This is a genomic window from Burkholderia sp. Ax-1724 (genome assembly GCF_011752995.1).
Lineage (GTDB): Bacteria > Pseudomonadota > Gammaproteobacteria > Burkholderiales > Burkholderiaceae > Paraburkholderia.
In genome coordinates, this window is record NZ_VWWL01000016.1 from 99,369 (window position 1) to 114,364 (window position 14,996).

The 14,996-nt window shown below is 59.0% G+C and carries 12 protein-coding genes and 1 pseudogene; 6 read left to right on the forward strand and 7 right to left on the reverse strand.

Going from position 1 to position 14,996, the window contains the following annotated elements; translation table 11 throughout:
* Window positions 1-41: 41 nt before the first annotated feature.
* Together F3J19_RS19735 and F3J19_RS19740 are read right to left on the reverse strand one after the other, a co-directional pair.
* Entirely contained in the window at window positions 42-986 is a 945-nt protein-coding gene (locus tag F3J19_RS19735) for an SMP-30/gluconolactonase/LRE family protein (protein ID WP_167044715.1), read from the reverse strand.
* The gene (locus tag F3J19_RS19740) at window positions 983-2,050 is read right to left on the reverse strand and encodes a dihydrodipicolinate synthase family protein (RefSeq protein WP_167044718.1); all 1,068 of its coding nucleotides are present in this window, start codon (window positions 2,048-2,050) and stop codon (window positions 983-985) included. The genes F3J19_RS19735 and F3J19_RS19740 overlap by 4 nt, the downstream gene beginning before the upstream one ends.
* Window positions 2,051-2,608: 558 nt before the next feature.
* Here F3J19_RS19740 and F3J19_RS19745 point away from each other — a divergent pair.
* Window positions 2,609-3,313: a LuxR family transcriptional regulator gene (locus F3J19_RS19745; protein ID WP_167044721.1), complete on the forward strand. Its 705-nt coding sequence runs from the start codon at window positions 2,609-2,611 to the stop codon at window positions 3,311-3,313.
* Here F3J19_RS19745 and F3J19_RS19750 read toward each other — a convergent pair.
* Complete coding sequence (locus F3J19_RS19750; protein ID WP_167044723.1) at window positions 3,297-3,614, reverse strand: XRE family transcriptional regulator; 318 nt, start codon at window positions 3,612-3,614, stop codon at window positions 3,297-3,299. The genes F3J19_RS19745 and F3J19_RS19750 overlap by 17 nt on opposite strands.
* A gap of 154 nt (window positions 3,615-3,768) precedes the next feature.
* Here F3J19_RS19750 and F3J19_RS19755 point away from each other — a divergent pair, with 154 nt between their 5' ends.
* Entirely contained in the window at window positions 3,769-4,362 is a 594-nt protein-coding gene (locus F3J19_RS19755) for an acyl-homoserine-lactone synthase (protein WP_167044726.1), read from the forward strand.
* Between the two features lie 229 nt (window positions 4,363-4,591).
* On the opposite strand, the gene F3J19_RS19760 is transcribed toward F3J19_RS19755, so the two are convergent.
* Entirely contained in the window at window positions 4,592-5,281 is a 690-nt protein-coding gene (locus F3J19_RS19760; protein ID WP_167044729.1) for an FCD domain-containing protein, read from the reverse strand.
* Between the two features lie 298 nt (window positions 5,282-5,579).
* Between F3J19_RS19760 and F3J19_RS19765 the strand changes: the two genes are divergently transcribed.
* From F3J19_RS19765 to F3J19_RS19780, 4 genes and pseudogenes are all read left to right on the forward strand, one after another.
* Complete coding sequence (locus F3J19_RS19765) at window positions 5,580-6,047, forward strand: universal stress protein (RefSeq protein WP_167044732.1); 468 nt, start codon at window positions 5,580-5,582, stop codon at window positions 6,045-6,047.
* A 236-nt stretch (window positions 6,048-6,283) separates the two neighbouring features.
* Entirely contained in the window at window positions 6,284-7,078 is a 795-nt protein-coding gene (gene fnr, locus F3J19_RS19770) for a fumarate/nitrate reduction transcriptional regulator Fnr (protein WP_167044906.1), read from the forward strand.
* Between the two features lie 224 nt (window positions 7,079-7,302).
* Window positions 7,303-8,595 carry an SUMF1/EgtB/PvdO family nonheme iron enzyme gene (locus F3J19_RS19775; RefSeq protein WP_167044735.1) on the forward strand — a complete coding sequence of 431 codons (1,293 nt, stop codon included), beginning with the start codon at window positions 7,303-7,305 and terminating at the stop codon, window positions 8,593-8,595.
* 117 nt (window positions 8,596-8,712) lie between these two features.
* Window positions 8,713-8,934, forward strand: a pseudogene (locus F3J19_RS19780) (transposase); the annotation flags it as partial.
* Here the strand turns inward: F3J19_RS19780 and F3J19_RS32690 are convergent.
* The 3 genes from F3J19_RS32690 to F3J19_RS19795 form a co-directional block, all read right to left on the reverse strand.
* Window positions 8,915-9,124, reverse strand: a complete 210-nt coding sequence (locus F3J19_RS32690) for a hypothetical protein (RefSeq protein WP_240159104.1) — start codon at window positions 9,122-9,124, stop codon at window positions 8,915-8,917. The pseudogene F3J19_RS19780 and the gene F3J19_RS32690 sit on opposite strands and share 20 nt — an antisense overlap.
* A 765-nt stretch (window positions 9,125-9,889) precedes the next feature.
* Window positions 9,890-11,341, reverse strand: a complete 1,452-nt coding sequence (locus tag F3J19_RS19790) for a TIGR00366 family protein (RefSeq protein ID WP_167044741.1) — start codon at window positions 11,339-11,341, stop codon at window positions 9,890-9,892.
* Between the two features lie 149 nt (window positions 11,342-11,490).
* Window positions 11,491-14,928 carry a molybdopterin-dependent oxidoreductase gene (locus tag F3J19_RS19795; RefSeq protein ID WP_167044744.1) on the reverse strand — a complete coding sequence of 1,146 codons (3,438 nt, stop codon included), beginning with the start codon at window positions 14,926-14,928 and terminating at the stop codon, window positions 11,491-11,493.
* Window positions 14,929-14,996: the final 68 nt, after the last annotated feature.

Genomic DNA, 14,996 nt, shown 5'->3' on the forward strand with positions numbered 1-14,996 from the left:
CGCGCGAAACGCCTGCATCGGGCTCGCGAATTGCCGCGCGCTCAACCGCCGCGAACGCCCTGCGTATTCACATACAGCGAGTACAAGCCGTGGCTCGCCGCCATGAAGAGGCGATTGCGATGCCGCCCGCCGAAGCATACGTTCGCGCAGCGCTCCGGCAACGCGATATGGCCGAGCGGCTCGCCTTGCGCGGTGAACACACGCACGCCGTCGAGTTCGTCGTTACCCATGCCCCAACCGCACCACAGGTTGCCGTGCACGTCGACGCGAAAACCATCGGGCGTACCCGGACCCGCGTCGATCAGCACGCGATTGTTCGACAGCGCCGCGCCCTTGCCGCTCGCGTCGACGTCGAACGCGCGGATCTTGCGCGGCTCGCCGCGCGATTCGACCACGTACAGCAGCGACTCGTCCGGCGAAAACGCGAGGCCGTTCGGGCCGAGCACGTCGTCGGCGACGACCGACACTTCGCCCGACTGGCCGTCGATCCGATACACGCACGCGGGCAACTCCGAGGCCTGCTTTTCGCCTTCGTAGAAGCTGTCGATGCCGAAGGTCGGATCGGTGAACCAGATCGAGCCGTCGGACTTCACGACCACGTCGTTCGGCGAATTGAGACGCTTGCCCTGATAGCGGTCGGCGAGCACGGTGATCGAGCCGTCGTATTCGGTACGCGTGACGCGCCGCGTCAGATGCTCGCAACTGACGAGACGCCCCTCGCGGTCGCGCGTATGGCCGTTCGCGTTATTCGACGATTGCCGGAACGTGCTGACGGCGCCGGTCGTTTCGTCCCAGCGCAGGATGCGGTCGTTGGGGATGTCGCTCCACAGCAGATAGCGGCCGTCGCCGAACCATACGGGCCCTTCCGACCAGCGCGCGCCCTGATACAGACACTCGACCGACGCCGCCGTGACAATCAGCGACTTGAAGCGCGGGTCGAACACGCGGATGGAAGCATCGGGATAGCGGCGGCTGTTGTCGGTCATGCGGATACCTGAGTGTGAGAAAGATTCGGGTGGGTGTGCGCGAATTCGCGCTCGCGCGCAAGCAGCATGTGCGCGGCCTGCGCGATCTTCGCATGATGCCCGGGCGGCGTCGAACTGAGCAGCGGCAGAAGCGGCCCCATGTTCGCGATGCCCGACAACGTGACCGCGTCGTGCAGCACGCGGATCAACGAGATTTCATCGCGCAGCGTTTCGAGCGGCAGAAACGCGTCGTACAGAGGTTGCACGGGGTCGCCGCCGTTGCTGCGTTCATTGCTTCGCTCGTTGCCTCGCTCGTTGCTTCGTTCGTTATTCCGCTCGCTGCTTCGCTCATGACGTCGCTCGTTGCTCCGTTCGTTGCCACACTCATGACGCGCCGCCTGTAGCAGTGCCATCACCATGCGCGGCGCGATGCAGCCGGAACCGGTGGTCCATGCGGCAAGGCCGAACTCGCGCAGATGCACGAGCGCCGGCCGCTCGCCCATGCCCGAGATGATCTTCGCGGCCGGCACGCTGCGCAGCAGCCTTTGCAGATAAGGATCGTGCGCGGGATCGTCGCGCACGATCGCGTATTTGATGGCGCACAGCGTACCGCGCTCGACGAGCCGCGCGAGCGCGTCGACGTCCACGTAGTTTTCGCTCTTGATGTAGACCGTGAGCGGCATGGCCGCCGTGTCCGCGATCCGCGCGAGTCCCGTCTCGACGCCCTCGGCGGTCGTGAAGCCGCCAGGCGGCAGCACCATTGCGGTCCGGTAGCGCGTTTGCGCGAGAATGCGCGCCTGATCGAGCATCTTGCCGTAGTCGGGGCCGATCGCCGGGATCACGCGCGTAGCGGGGCTCGCGGCATCGGCGAGCAGGTCCAGCAGCTCACGGTATTCGCTGACGGCGGTGTGATAGAGATTCGCGTTGCCGCCGTACAGCAGCGTACGCACACCGCCGGCCTCGATATGGCGGATCAGCGCGAGATTCTGTTCGGGGTCGAGCGTGTAGTCGGCCCGGCGCGCGAGCGGCGGCACGGCCATCACCGACGCGGCGAACTCGCTGTCATGGAGCGGAGCTTCGTTCATGATCGTTCACGCAGGCAGGCGGGACGGGGGATTCGACGGTAGCACCGGCATCGCGACGATGTCAAACAACCTGGTCCGCCGGAAGCAAGGCCGGTCTCCCGTCCGAGCCATGTCAACGGCAAGGTGCGAATTGTCCATTTCGTATGACAATAGCGCCTGCGCGACGCTTCGCGCGTCATCGCGGCTCTTTTTCGGGACAGCAGCAACCCTGCCGAATTAAGCCGCCTCCCGAATAAGCTGGATAATTGCGATTAATCAAAAGGAAGCCGCAATAATTTTGTCAATAACACGCATTAAATTTCTTTATTTTTCGTAATGAGCATTTTCAATAGACTATGAACCCGGCATGGTCTAAAAATTTAATACGCATGTTTTTTCGCGACACTACGGGCACTGTCCGTCTCATGGCTGTGGTTCCGTCGCGTCGAGAATTCACCTTTTAGTGTTAGATTATGTGGATAAAACAGGTGGACTCGGAATACCGGCCCGCCGTTAACCGCAAATAGGTTGTTTGCGAGCCTGAGAGAGTCAAAATTGACGCTACATTTTATCGAGCAAATGGCTCCGCTACTGGACGCCGCCGACGAGGCGGAATGGTTCGGCGCGATCGCGGGCCTTGCCGAGACGTGGGGCTTCGACAGGATTCTGATCGCCATGCTGCCGCGCCCCACCATGCGTCTGGAAGATGCCTACCTGCGCAGCACCTACGCGCCCGCGTGGCGGCAGACGTATGACGATACGGGAATGGTTCATATCGACCCGACGGTCGCGCACTGCCTGTCGCGCGTCGCGCCGCTGATCTGGACGCCGGACCTTTTCTCGACCACGGCGCAGCAGGCGCTTTACGAGGAAGCTCGCTCGTACGGCCTGCGCTCCGGTGTGTCGCTGCCGATTCATGGGCCGAACCAGGAAGCCGGCATGATGTGCTTCGTCAACGACAGCAATCCATCCGAGGAATTCCGGCGCGATCTCAACGCCGTGCTGCCGAACCTGGTGTTATTGCGCGATCTCGTGATCGACACGAGTCAGCGGCATCTGAATACGCATGCCCAGACGTTGCTGCCCAAGCTCACGCCGCGCGAGCGCGAATGCCTGAAATGGACCGCGCGCGGCAAATCCACCTGGGAGATATCCCACATCCTGAACTGTTCGGAAGCCGTGGTGAACTTCCACATGAAGAACATCAGGACGAAATTCGGTGTGAATTCGCGGCGCGCGGCGGCCGTGATTGCGGCGCAGCTCGGGCTTATTGACCCGGGTTGAGCAACGCGGCGGCGTCGCGGCTGTACATCACGCGTTCGGCGCGGCCGAGGTCGGCGTCGGACACCGTCTTCATGAAATACAGGCCCAGCAGAATCGACACCGGTGCCGGAATCTCCGCGCCCGACTCGAAGCGGCTGCCGCGCGACTGCGTGACGCCGAAACGAGCCCAGAAACGGCGCTGGCTTTCCTTTTTCTTCTTGCGATAGGCAATGATCAGCACGCGATCCACTGCCGAGGAAACGTCCGCCGAGCGCGGCTGGAGATGGGTTTGCGGTTGCCAGTGACTATCGAGGAGTTCCATTTTTGAGCCTTGTAGGTTGAGTGTGGATACGTGTCCGAATTCTGCGTGACCCGATAAGCATCCACACCTATCCAGGTAGGTAGGTGGCAGAACGACCCAAAATGCATAAGTTTTCCTGCGTACTGGTAACCCCCAACACGTTCAGGAGAACGTCATGCAGACAACGATCCGGATTGGAATGCGGCAGGAATTCGACAACGAGGTCATCAACGAGATGTACCGCCTGCGGGCCCGGGTATTTCACGGCCGGCTAGGCTGGGAAATCCCGACCATCGCCGGCATGGAGATCGACGGCTACGATGCGCTCGGGCCGCACTATATGCTGATTCAGGGAGAAAACGAACAGTTGCGCGGCTGTTGGCGCCTGATGCCGACGGAAGGGCCCAATATGCTGAAGGACACCTTCCCGCAGCTGCTGCACGGCGCGGCCGCGCCGGTCGGCCGGCATATATGGGAATTGAGCCGCTGGGCGATCGAAACCGGCGGCGAGGAACAGTCGTTCGGCTTCACGGACATGACGATCCGCGCGATCCAGGAAGTCATGCGCTTCGCGCAGCGCATGGGCATCTCACGTTACGTCACTGTGACAACCACACCGATCGAACGGATGTTGCGCCGCGCCGGCCTCGACATCAGCCGGCTCGGCGAGCCGATGCAGATCGGCGTCGAGCGCGCCGTGGCACTCAACGTTGCAGTGAGCGAAAAGACCCTTACCGCATTGTTCGGACCGGTCGCGGCGGCAGCCTGATCGCCGGCTGAAGCGAATTCGAGCGCGGCCCGGTTTATGGACACCGTTTGACGGTCACGGTTTGCAGCCCTGATCGCCGTCTGATCGACGGCTCCGACTCTCCGCCCGATTCCAAGCCCGACTCTCGATCCGACTCCAAGCCCGGTTTGTGGCACCGATTCGCAGCCTGACAACAACCCGGCTGTGGCTTGACCACCGCGACACCCAATCCGGCGGCATGCGCGCCGACTCAGGAACCGAACATCCGTTCGAGAGCGTTCTCGAGATGCGCGCGCATCGCCGCCTCGGCGGCAGCCGCGTCCCTGCGGCGAATCGCATCGAGCACGGCCATATGCTCGGCCTGCACGAGCCGCTGCCGCTCCACCGTTTTCACGAGCGACAGATTGCGCGACAGGTTCATGCTGAACACGATCTGCTCCTCGATAAACGACATGACCGTGATGAAAAACGGGTTCTTCGAGGCGCGCGCGACCGCCACATGAAACATGAAGTCGTCCTTCGCGCCGATCCCCTGGGCTTCGATGATGCGCTCCAGTTCGTCCCACGCCTGCTCGATCGCCGCGATGTCCCCGGCATCGGCCTTCAGCGCGGCCTGCGCGGCCGCGCCCGCCTCGGTCACGATGCGGAATTCGTAGCAGCGGCGGATATCGGACAGCGTTTCGAGCGGCGCGAAGCGGCGCACGTCCGGATCGGGCCGCCGCGCGACGGTCGTGCCCGAGCCATGCCGCGTCGTAATGATGCCGTCCGCCCGCAGCCGCGCCAGCGCCTCGCGCACCGTCGGCCGCGAGGTCGCGAAACGCTCGGCGAGCGCATGCTCGGTCGGCAATCTCTCGCCTTCCTTGTACTCGCCTTCGAGAATGCGATTGAGAATGTCGCCGTAAATCTGGTCGGGCAAGCCCCTGGTTTTACGATCGTTCATCAGCGGACTGGGCTACTTGTCTGAATATGGTCTGATTGTAAGGCCAACCCTGTGACGACTTGAGAAAACTTATGCGCCCTGTATTTTCCCGGGGATCGCCCGCGCTTGCCGCCGCAACGCTCGTCGCACAGCGACTGAGCCGCGAAATTTGGCAAATGTTTGATTTACATCCTGGTCGAGTGCATCTTTTCCGGCAATCATCTAAGCTTCGTTGGTATAAAAGACCGAGGAGCCCGGCCGCTGCAACGTTTGTTGCACAGCGGTTGCGGCAAATGCATTTCTCAGAAGCGGAGTCGATATGTACACACGCATTCTCGTCGCGGTCGACGGCAGCAATACCTCGCGCCGTGCGTTCGAAGCAGCGCTCGATCTGGCCAAATCCAATGGCGCGGTTTTGCGGCCGTTCTATGTCGTCGAAAACACGCCGATGTATTTCGAGGCGCCCGGCTACGATCCGTCCATTCTGCGCAACCGGCTGATCGAGGAAGGCCAGGAGCTTCGCGCGGAATTCTCGAAGGCCATGGCCGACCAGGGCGTGCGAGGCGAGCCGGCGGTTTCCGAGGCGTCATCGCTCGGCGATGTGTCGGATATCGTGCTGAAGGCCGCGGAAGAATTCGGCGCCGATCTGCTCGTGATGGGCACGCATGGCCGGCGCGGCTTCCAGCGGCTGATTCTCGGCAGCGTCGCCGAGCGCTGCGTGCGTCAGGCTACGCTGCCGGTGCTGCTGATTCCGTCCGCCGCGGGCACCGGGAAGGAATCCGCCTGAGTTGTTGCAGCATGCGCCGGGCACCGCATACAACGCGATGCCTGGCGGCAACCGGGCCGCCGTGTCTGCCGGCAGAGAACCCACCGGCGCAATCCCCGGCGGCTCATCGTCCCGCTCCGGCGTGAACGCGCAGGCTTCGCAGAATGCCTACCCAGCCCACGCGTCACTTTGCCACCCGGCCCGTGCAAAGACGGATGGGACAATCGATTCACCCTTACGCTTACCGCGCGCAGACCATGCCGACCTCTTCCGCTGCTAGCCGTTCCCTACCCCGCGCCACCGGCACGGCCGATCGCACCACCGGCGCGCCGCCCGCGCGCGGCAGCCGCCGAACCCCGGCCGCACGCACCGCCGCGCGCTGCTCGAGTTGCTCGATGCGGCAGCTCTGCATGCCGCAGGGCTTGTCGCCGGAAGAGCTGTCGAAGCTCGAAACGCTGATCTGCTCGGCGCGTTCCGTGCAGCGCGGCGAAGCGCTCTATCGCAGCGGCGACCACTTCGACAGCATCTACGCGGTGCGCTCGGGTTCGATGAAAACGGTGATGGTCCATCGCGACGGCCGCGAACAGGTCACGGGCTTGCGCCTTGCCGGCGAAGCGCTCGGGCTCGACGGCATCAGCGCGGACGTGCATGCGTGCAGTGCCGTCGCGCTCGAAGACAGCAGCGTCTGCATCGTGCCGTACAGCGCGCTGAAGCTGCTGTGCCGCGAGATCAGTTCGATGCAGGAACGCATGCACAAGCTGCTCGGCGCGCAGATCGTCAGCGAGGCGGCGCAGATGATGGTGCTCGGCTCGCTGTCCGCCGACGAACGCGTCGCCGCGTTCCTGCTCGACGTATCGCAACGCAATGCGCAGCGCGGCTATTCGTGGGCCGAATTCAATCTGCGCATGACGCGCGAGGACATGGGAAGCTATCTCGGCATGACGCTCGAAACCGTCAGCCGCACCCTGTCAAGATTTCAAAAGCAAGGTCTCATCGACACGCAGGGCAAGCACATTCGCATCGTCGATATCGAAGGACTGCGACAGGTTTGAGCCGTCTGTCGGCCCGCTCGTGAAAGGGCTTACGGCCCGTATGCCGTCTTTTTCCAGCGGTATTCCTCGCAGCTTTTCGTGCGCTTTTCGCGCACTTTTCACCTTGGCACGGGCCCTGCGAGCGGATAGAGTTTTTGGACCGTCCCCCGTGGCAAGCCGCTCGCGTGGGACAGGAGTGAGCGCCTCGCGCTAACTCCGCTCGACCGCCTTAGGAGACCCGGCGAATGAATCGCGACCCTGCTCCGCATCACCCGCTCGTGCAACGCCTGATCGACGCGCGTCGAATCACCGACGCCCTCTTTGCCGTCGTCAAACCCGAACACCTCTATGAGCGGCCGATCCGCGAACGTCATCGCATCGTGTTTTATATCGGCCACCTCGAAGCCTTCGATCGCAATCTGTTCGACCGGCGTCTGTTCGATCTGCCCGCGTTTGCGCCGGAACTCGACCAGCTTTTCGCATTCGGCATCGATCCGGTCGGCGGCGGCTATCCGACCGACGAGCCGGGCGACTGGCCCTCGCTCGATACGGTGCGCGAGTACGCGGTACGCGCGCGGCGGCAAATCGACAACGCGCTCGACAACCTCGGCGACGTGGCTCGCGGCGAGGCAGCAGAGCAGTTGCTCAACGTCGCGATCGAGCATCGTCTGATGCATGCCGAAACGCTCGCGTACATGTTCCATCAGTTGCCGCTCGCGCAGAAGGACACCGCATTGCGTGAGGCCGTGGCGACGCGTCCCGAGCGGCGCGGGGCGTTGTCGTCGATGGTGAGCGTGCCGGCCGGGACCGCCGTGCTCGGCATGACGCGCGAGGCCGGCCGCTTCGGCTGGGACAACGAGTTCGGCGCAAGACAGGTCGAGGTGCCCGCGTTCGAGGTCGACCGCCATATGGTGACGAACGGCGCGTTCCTCGGGTTCATCGAGGACGGCGGTTATCGCGAGCCGAAGTGGTGGTCGCCACGTGACTGGGCGTGGCGCGAAGCCGAGCGCATCGACCATCCGGCCGGCTGGTCGCAACGCGCGGCGCGAAGCGACCATGGCGAATGGACGCTGCGCACGATGTTCGACGAGGTGCCGCTGCCGCTCGATTGGCCCGTCTACGTGAGTCACGCCGAAGCGAGCGCCTATGCGCGCTGGACCGGCAAGACGCTGCCGACCGAAGCGCAATGGCAGCGCGCCGCGCATGGCGCGCCGCTGGCGGCATCGGGCAATTTCGACTTCCGCAGTTGGGACCCGCAACCCGTCGACGCGCATCCGGACAACGTCAGCGCGTTCGGCGTCGAAGGTCAGTTCGGCAATGGCTGGGAGTGGACCTCGACGTTATTCGACGCACTGCCCGGCTTCGAAGCGTTTCCGTTCTATCCCGGCTATTCGGCCAACTTCTTCGACGGACAGCATTACGTGCTCAAAGGCGGTTCGGCGCGTACCGCGGCATGCATGCTGCGGCCGGAATTCCGCAACTGGTTTCAGCCGCATTATCAGTATGTTTATGCGGGGTTCCGCTGTGTGAGGGCCTGACGGATTAAGCGATAGTTGACGCGGAAAATCGGCTATCGCTTTATTGATCTGCTGCAGGAATCCTGGACAGAAATGAGTGTTAGTGTTTCGGAGCAATTTTCCCCATGACACGGGAGGTTGGCGACGAAACGCAAACAGTACCCGGTGGAGCAGATCGTGGCGGCGCTCAAGCAGGCTGAGCTGGGCATGCCGGTGGCGGACCTGATCCGGCAGCTGGGGATATCCGAGCAGACGTATTAGCGATGAAAAAAGCAGTACGCGGGCCTGGAGTCGAACCAGGTCCGCGTACTCAGGCAGTTCCAGGACGAGAATGCGCGGCTCAAGAAGCTGGTTGCGGAACCCAGTCGAACAGACGCGCTTTACTGAAACCGCAGACGGCCGCCGCGCGATAGGGACGCCCGTCCCCGATGCGAGTGGCCATTGCGAGAACGCCCTGTTGGACGCGATCAGCCGAAAACCGCTCGCCACCGGAAAGAGCTGCAATCATCTCCCCGGTCTGAGCGGCCACCCACATTTCGTCATCGGTCACTCGCTCAACCCCGATACTTGCACATGACAGGCCCAGACTGCCGCATCTGGCGCACACCCCGGACACCTGCCGTCGCCACCATAGTCCAAGGCGACGCGCTGGCGGACTGCCACAGGTCGAACGAGCGAGCCGCATCGCATGCCGCGGGCATACGGTAACGACACTGACATCCCAAAGAATCGGGCGAAACGCCGCCGGATACGGTCTCTCGCGCAAACATTCGGGACAATGACGCGGCCCATCGGCTGCCATCCCAGCCAGGTCCAGCACTGACACGAGCGCCGCAAGCGAAAGGTAACGGACCGCGGACAGTCCTGTTGCTATCGCCAGAGCCGTTTCGAGCCTTTCCGTACGTCCGCGCACAAACAGGGAAACGGCGGCACTACGATTCCACCAGGAAAAGTGCCTCCATCTCCGGAAATCGTATCCCGAGCATGGCGACGGTTGACGAGATCATCGACGGCAACCGCATGTGCTTTGGCCAGCCGGCACAAATAGCTGACAACCCCTTCGCAATTCCACTGCCCCACGCACATTGGCGGAATCTGGCATAAGACCGATAAGTTATCCATAGCAATCACCAGGGGATTCTACCGTGCAGCTCAGCCCCCCAGGCGATTGCATGGCCTCCAAAAGAGATTCTTGCTTCACTTTTTTACCATGAATCATCCCATCTCAGACGCAATAACATACTATTTGGCTTAGGTTACATATCAATATAAAATAATAATGTCGAAAAATTCGACAATTATGTTCTCCGGATTTCTAAGGCATCCAAGGTGGATGATATTGAAGAGTGCTAGTCAGAGCCCAAAGAAGGAAGATAACAACGGGAAAATGCACTAGCAACTGCGTAAACGTAAAACCGATTACGTCTCTGGCGCGCAATCCTAAGACCCCTAGAAGCGGCAGCATCCAAAAAGGGTTGATGAGGTTGGGAAGCGCTTCAGCGGCGTTATAAACCGTGACTGCCCAACCCAGATGAACCTGCACAGCTTTTGCGGTCTCGATTACATAAGGGGCTTCGATTATCCATTTACCGCCCCCTGAGGGGATGAAGAATCCCAATATTGCGGAGTGCAAGCCCATGACTGCTGAGAAGCTGGAGTGAGAAGAAATCGCAACAAAGAAGCGCGCAAGGTGCTCGGACAGTGGTACACCCGACGGGACGGCAGCCTTGGTAAGGATGAATGCTATTCCGCCGTAAAGCGGGAACTGGATAAGGACGCCTGCCGTAGATGGCACAGATTTCGCAATCGCATTAAGGAAGCGTTTGGGCCGCCAATTCAATAGCATCCCAAGCATCAAAAAGACAAAGTTGTAGGTGTTCAGGTTTGAGATCGCGAGTATAGGGTTTTTCGTAGTGAACTCGTGCCATATCCAGACTGCTCCAAGCAGGACGATCATGATTGTAATAACCGGCGAGTGGTCAAGCCGATCTCCAGGTCGAACCGGAGCGCTTAACCGCGTCTCCTGGTCACTAACGTCAACGCCCATATCCACTGCAGTGCGTACCCGATCACCTGTTGGCGCTGAAAAGTATGCGATTAGGACTGAAATTATTGTCAGAACAGCAACCACCAAGAACGACTGTGGAAGAAAAATTGTTTCGGAAAATGGAATAACGCCGGTGATAGCGAGCAGTCCCTTAGGAAGGCTTTCCGGATTCGCCTGTAATTGGGCCGCAGAAGAGCTTAGGCCCAGAGCCCATGTGGCTCCTAGGCCCAGGTAAGCAGCAGCACCCGCTGCCCGGTAATCCATGCGCAAATCTTCGCGCCTCGCGAGAACCCGGACCAATAGACCACTAAAGATCAGGCTGATTGCCCAGTTCAGGAGCGATGTGGAGATACTCACGAATGCGACAAATGCAACGGCAGAACGTGGCCCTCTCGGTAAACGAGCCAGTCGATTCATCACTTTCGCTGCCGGAGGAGAAACAGCGACTACGTATCCAGAGATAGCGCCGATGACCATTTGCATGGTGAAAGGAATTAACGTCCAGAAGCCATCACCGAACGCGCGCCCAACCGTTTTAACTGGCACTCCAATCGCCATCGCTCCAACCGCAACAACAATAACTGCGATCGCAGCAAAGATATACGCATCCGGAAACCATCTTTCTGACCACCGAGTCATAGCCGCGGCGACCCCCTCTAGCGTTCCAACCGTGTTCTGCCGGCTATCCCCTGCTAATTCTCTGCCTGATATCTGCTCCATGACTGCCTCCGATCTCCAATTTGATAATCTGATTATGTGAAAACAGCTACGCCGCGCCCCTTAAGCCATTCTTCTGATTTTCCCTACAATGGCTAAGGGAAATAGATTGGAATCGTCCATACCATCCTGCTGACAATGATTGGTTCTCGCTAGGCTTCAATCTCAATTTTGCTAGCCGGTATAGCCTGACAGGCGAAACACATACCGTCCTCCTCTGGTCCATGCCCCCCCATGTGGTCAACTTTCCCCGACACAACACGAACCGCACAGCTTTCACATTGTCCAACTCGACACCCGCTGGGCATTGAGATTCCCAAGCTCTCTGCGAAAGATAGTAAGCTCCCCTTCTCCGAGGACCACTCAGCGCACACATTTGAGCGAGTAAATTGGACAGTGAAGTGCTGTGACGCATCCAGGTTAGGCTTGGAAGGCGACTTGAAAGCCTCCTTGAAGATGTCGAAGGAGGGAACGCCGCGATCGGTGAGTCCTGTAATAAACGCCTCCATCATCCGATCGGGACCACACAGATAAAATCTGGCTCGCCTTTGAATCAAGTCTTCGTCGACGTCTTTTGCTGTCAAATAACCCATAAGGTCATAATCAACGCCTGCCGTTTCTCCTTCTGGCTGGTTATAGCAATCAATCACCTTGAACTGCGACAAGCGCCCTTTTAGTTCGGCCACCCGCTCTCGGTAAGCGTGGGTGCGACTGTTCAGGTTTGCGTACAGGAGCAACGTCTCCGGCGCATCGGGGGAGTCCTTGACCGACTCGAGGTAGGAGATAAATGGTGTTATGCCTATTCCGCCGGCAACGAGCACAATCGGTTGCCTGCAGGTCAATGGCAACGTAAAGATGCCGCTTGGTGAGCGTACAGAGACGCGATCTCCAACTTTGAGAACGTTATGGATGTAGCTTGACATTGCCCCTTCAAAGGCTTGCCCGTTTCGAGCTGTTCCGCGTTGATGCCGCACGGAAATACTGTAGGTTTTCCGATCGGGTTCGACGGCCGGACCGACAAGAGAATACGCCCGGGTTGTTCCCTCTTCGCCAAGCGACGGAACTGACACGGTGATGTGTTGCCCTGGCAAATAGTCCGGCAAAGAACCGCCATCCACGGCTGCTAAAGTAACCGTCCGCACCCCACTTGCTTCTGCCTTGATTGAAGCCACATAAAAATCGCGAAATCCTTGCCACGCTCTTCGCATAACGTCATACGAAGGATCAAGATCGATATTGCAAGGAATACTTCGCAGTGGCGAGGAACCACTGATAGGGTCTCCGGCCGTGCCGTCCGCCAATTTGTTGAAGTTGCTGTTCCCAGGCCCTCGAACAGCCATTGCCTCCATGCCAATCTCGTCGCATGATTGCCACCAGCCATACTCGGCGACGATGACATCACGAGCTAACGCTTTAATCACACGCGCACGAAAACGAGCTGAACCATTAGTAGAATTTATTTTTACCCAATCTCCGTCTACGATTTTTCGCTCTTCAGCTAGTTCAACGCTTATCTCCACGACTGGATACGGTGCTCGCCGGCGAAGGCTAGCCAAGCTTCGATGTTGACTGTGGCAGTAGTATCCATTTTTGATTGAAGTAACGATCAATGGATAGTTCGCATTATTCTCTGGTGTCAGGTTTTTATTAGGAGGGACATACGTGGGCACTGCTGGATAGCCATGTCGCAACAGTTTTTCGGAATAGAGTTCAATGCGTTGAGTTTCCGTATCAAATCCGCGCAAACCGTTTTCCGTCGGAAAAGCGTACTTTCGCTCATTCTGAACCAACGGCCGTATAACACCTTCTGGTACTCCTCGGAGAGTACCGATGTCTAATCCGAGCGGAGCAAGCATATGATTCCAGCCTGCTTCGACATTGCCTTCATAAAATTCTTTTTCCAGCCCTATTCGTTTTGCAAGGTCGAAAACAATTTCGTAGTCTCCCCGACTCTCGCCTCTGGGAGAGACCATCCGCTGCCGAAGCTGGATTAACTCAACCGCTCTGTCATTGATCTCGAAGCCGAAACGCAACGCCTCTCGTTCCCACGGTGTGTTCACGGGAAGGAATATGTCGGCATACCGAGACGTTGGCGTTTCGAAAAGGTCACAGTGCACGTGGAACTCCAACGAACTCAACGCCTCGTGCGCCGAATCCGCATCAGCGTGCGAAGCGAGCATATTCGTTCCAAAAGCAAAAAGCCCTCTAACCTGGTAGGGCTCTCGGCAGATAATGGCTTTATAAACATCTCGAGCTGTTACCCAACCGTGCGCTGCAGGGCCAATAGGACGATCGCCCAAGCCGAGCGCTTTGGCCGCCTGCAACGGATCAAGCAAAGAGAAAGCATTTATCCTGTTATAAGGCTGCTGGGTGAGCACACGGTTCGACCCTCGCGTGTCGAAAGCTCCGGTCAACGCGTAAAGTGTGGCGATTGCTCGTTCGGTTTGAGTGGCGTTCGTATGCTGAGCCACGCCCGACCAGGAGTGGTATGCAATTCTTTTACCTGGTTTCAACATGCCCGCAACAGTTAGCAAAACAGCCCGCTCAACCCCGGTTATTTGCTCAACTGCGTCGGGCGTATAACTTTCCAGAGCGTCCCTGTAAATCTGAAAGGCCGGAACGCACTGGACGAAAATTGTCCGCCCCTTCGGATCGATTGTTCGTATTTCATACGCCCCTGTGATAGCGAGATCACCTGGCGATTGTTGAAGTTCAGAAGCGACCGGCACTCCGCGTCCCTTCAGAGCGTTCCATGCCATGTAACGATTTGAAGACGATCCCGGAGAAATGTCCCGTTCGCGAAGAAACATTCCGTTATCAGACCGGACGAGCAAGGGACCGTTCGTCCATTTTTTTACGAACTCGTAGTCCACATTGCCAATCTCAATCATTCGGCGGGCTATGCCGAGCGCAAGAGCGCCGTCTGTACCCGGGCGCACGCGCATCCATGCATTCGCCTCTTTCGCTAATTCCGTCGGGCGTGGATCTACAACGACTAGCGAAGCACCAGCGCGCCGTCCACGTCCTATCGCATCGGCCTGAGCAAGCCATGTGTTGGTCGGATTCGTCCCCCAAATGACAATAACATCAGCATACTGATAATCTGCAGTAGGAAGTCCGCATCCAAATGTAAAAGCATGCGCAAAGTCTTTGTGCCAGTTGCATATTTCCGTTGCGTAGCAGATGTTCGGACTTCCATAAGACCAGATGAATCGCTCCACCCAGTCAATGCTGTCGCTCATTGGCGTACCGCTAGGCGTGCTTACACCGAACACCATTGACTCCGGTCCACTCTCCCGCTTGAACTGGAGAAGTTTTCCGGCAATCTCTGTCAGAGCTTGTTCCCAGGTGATTCGCATCCAACCTGGATCGCTCGACCCTTTGGGCGTTGTGCGCCGCATCGGATAAAGCTTTCGATTAGGGCTATGCACGAGTTCAGGTGCTGCCTTTCCCTTCATGCACATTGCGGAGCCGGTCGGATGGTCCGGGTCCGGACGAACCTTTACCAGCACATCGTTCTTCACGGTGTTTATCGTGCCGCATCGCGATCTGCACAGCGTGCAATATCCTTTTTTTTCCTCTACTTCCATCTTGCCCTTCCTTCGCTATTTCGAAGAAATCCTATCTAGTCACAATTTGATCGCCAAATTCATATTTC

What these genes read in the sequence shown, in the direction of transcription:
- F3J19_RS19735 (WP_167044715.1), bottom strand. Translation starts at nt 986, where the DNA reads ATGACCGACAACAGCCGCCGCTATCCCGATGCTTCCATCCGCGTGTTC.
- F3J19_RS19740 (WP_167044718.1), bottom strand. Translation starts at nt 2,050, where the DNA reads ATGAACGAAGCTCCGCTCCATGACAGCGAGTTCGCCGCGTCGGTGATG.
- F3J19_RS19745 (WP_167044721.1), top strand. Translation starts at nt 2,609, where the DNA reads ATGGCTCCGCTACTGGACGCCGCCGACGAGGCGGAATGGTTCGGCGCG.
- F3J19_RS19750 (WP_167044723.1), bottom strand. Translation starts at nt 3,614, where the DNA reads ATGGAACTCCTCGATAGTCACTGGCAACCGCAAACCCATCTCCAGCCG.
- F3J19_RS19755 (WP_167044726.1), top strand. Translation starts at nt 3,769, where the DNA reads ATGCAGACAACGATCCGGATTGGAATGCGGCAGGAATTCGACAACGAG.
- F3J19_RS19760 (WP_167044729.1), bottom strand. Translation starts at nt 5,281, where the DNA reads ATGAACGATCGTAAAACCAGGGGCTTGCCCGACCAGATTTACGGCGAC.
- F3J19_RS19765 (WP_167044732.1), top strand. Translation starts at nt 5,580, where the DNA reads ATGTACACACGCATTCTCGTCGCGGTCGACGGCAGCAATACCTCGCGC.
- fnr (WP_167044906.1), top strand. Translation starts at nt 6,284, where the DNA reads ATGCCGACCTCTTCCGCTGCTAGCCGTTCCCTACCCCGCGCCACCGGC.
- F3J19_RS19775 (WP_167044735.1), top strand. Translation starts at nt 7,303, where the DNA reads ATGAATCGCGACCCTGCTCCGCATCACCCGCTCGTGCAACGCCTGATC.
- F3J19_RS19790 (WP_167044741.1), bottom strand. Translation starts at nt 11,341, where the DNA reads ATGGAGCAGATATCAGGCAGAGAATTAGCAGGGGATAGCCGGCAGAAC.
- F3J19_RS19795 (WP_167044744.1), bottom strand. Translation starts at nt 14,928, where the DNA reads ATGGAAGTAGAGGAAAAAAAAGGATATTGCACGCTGTGCAGATCGCGA.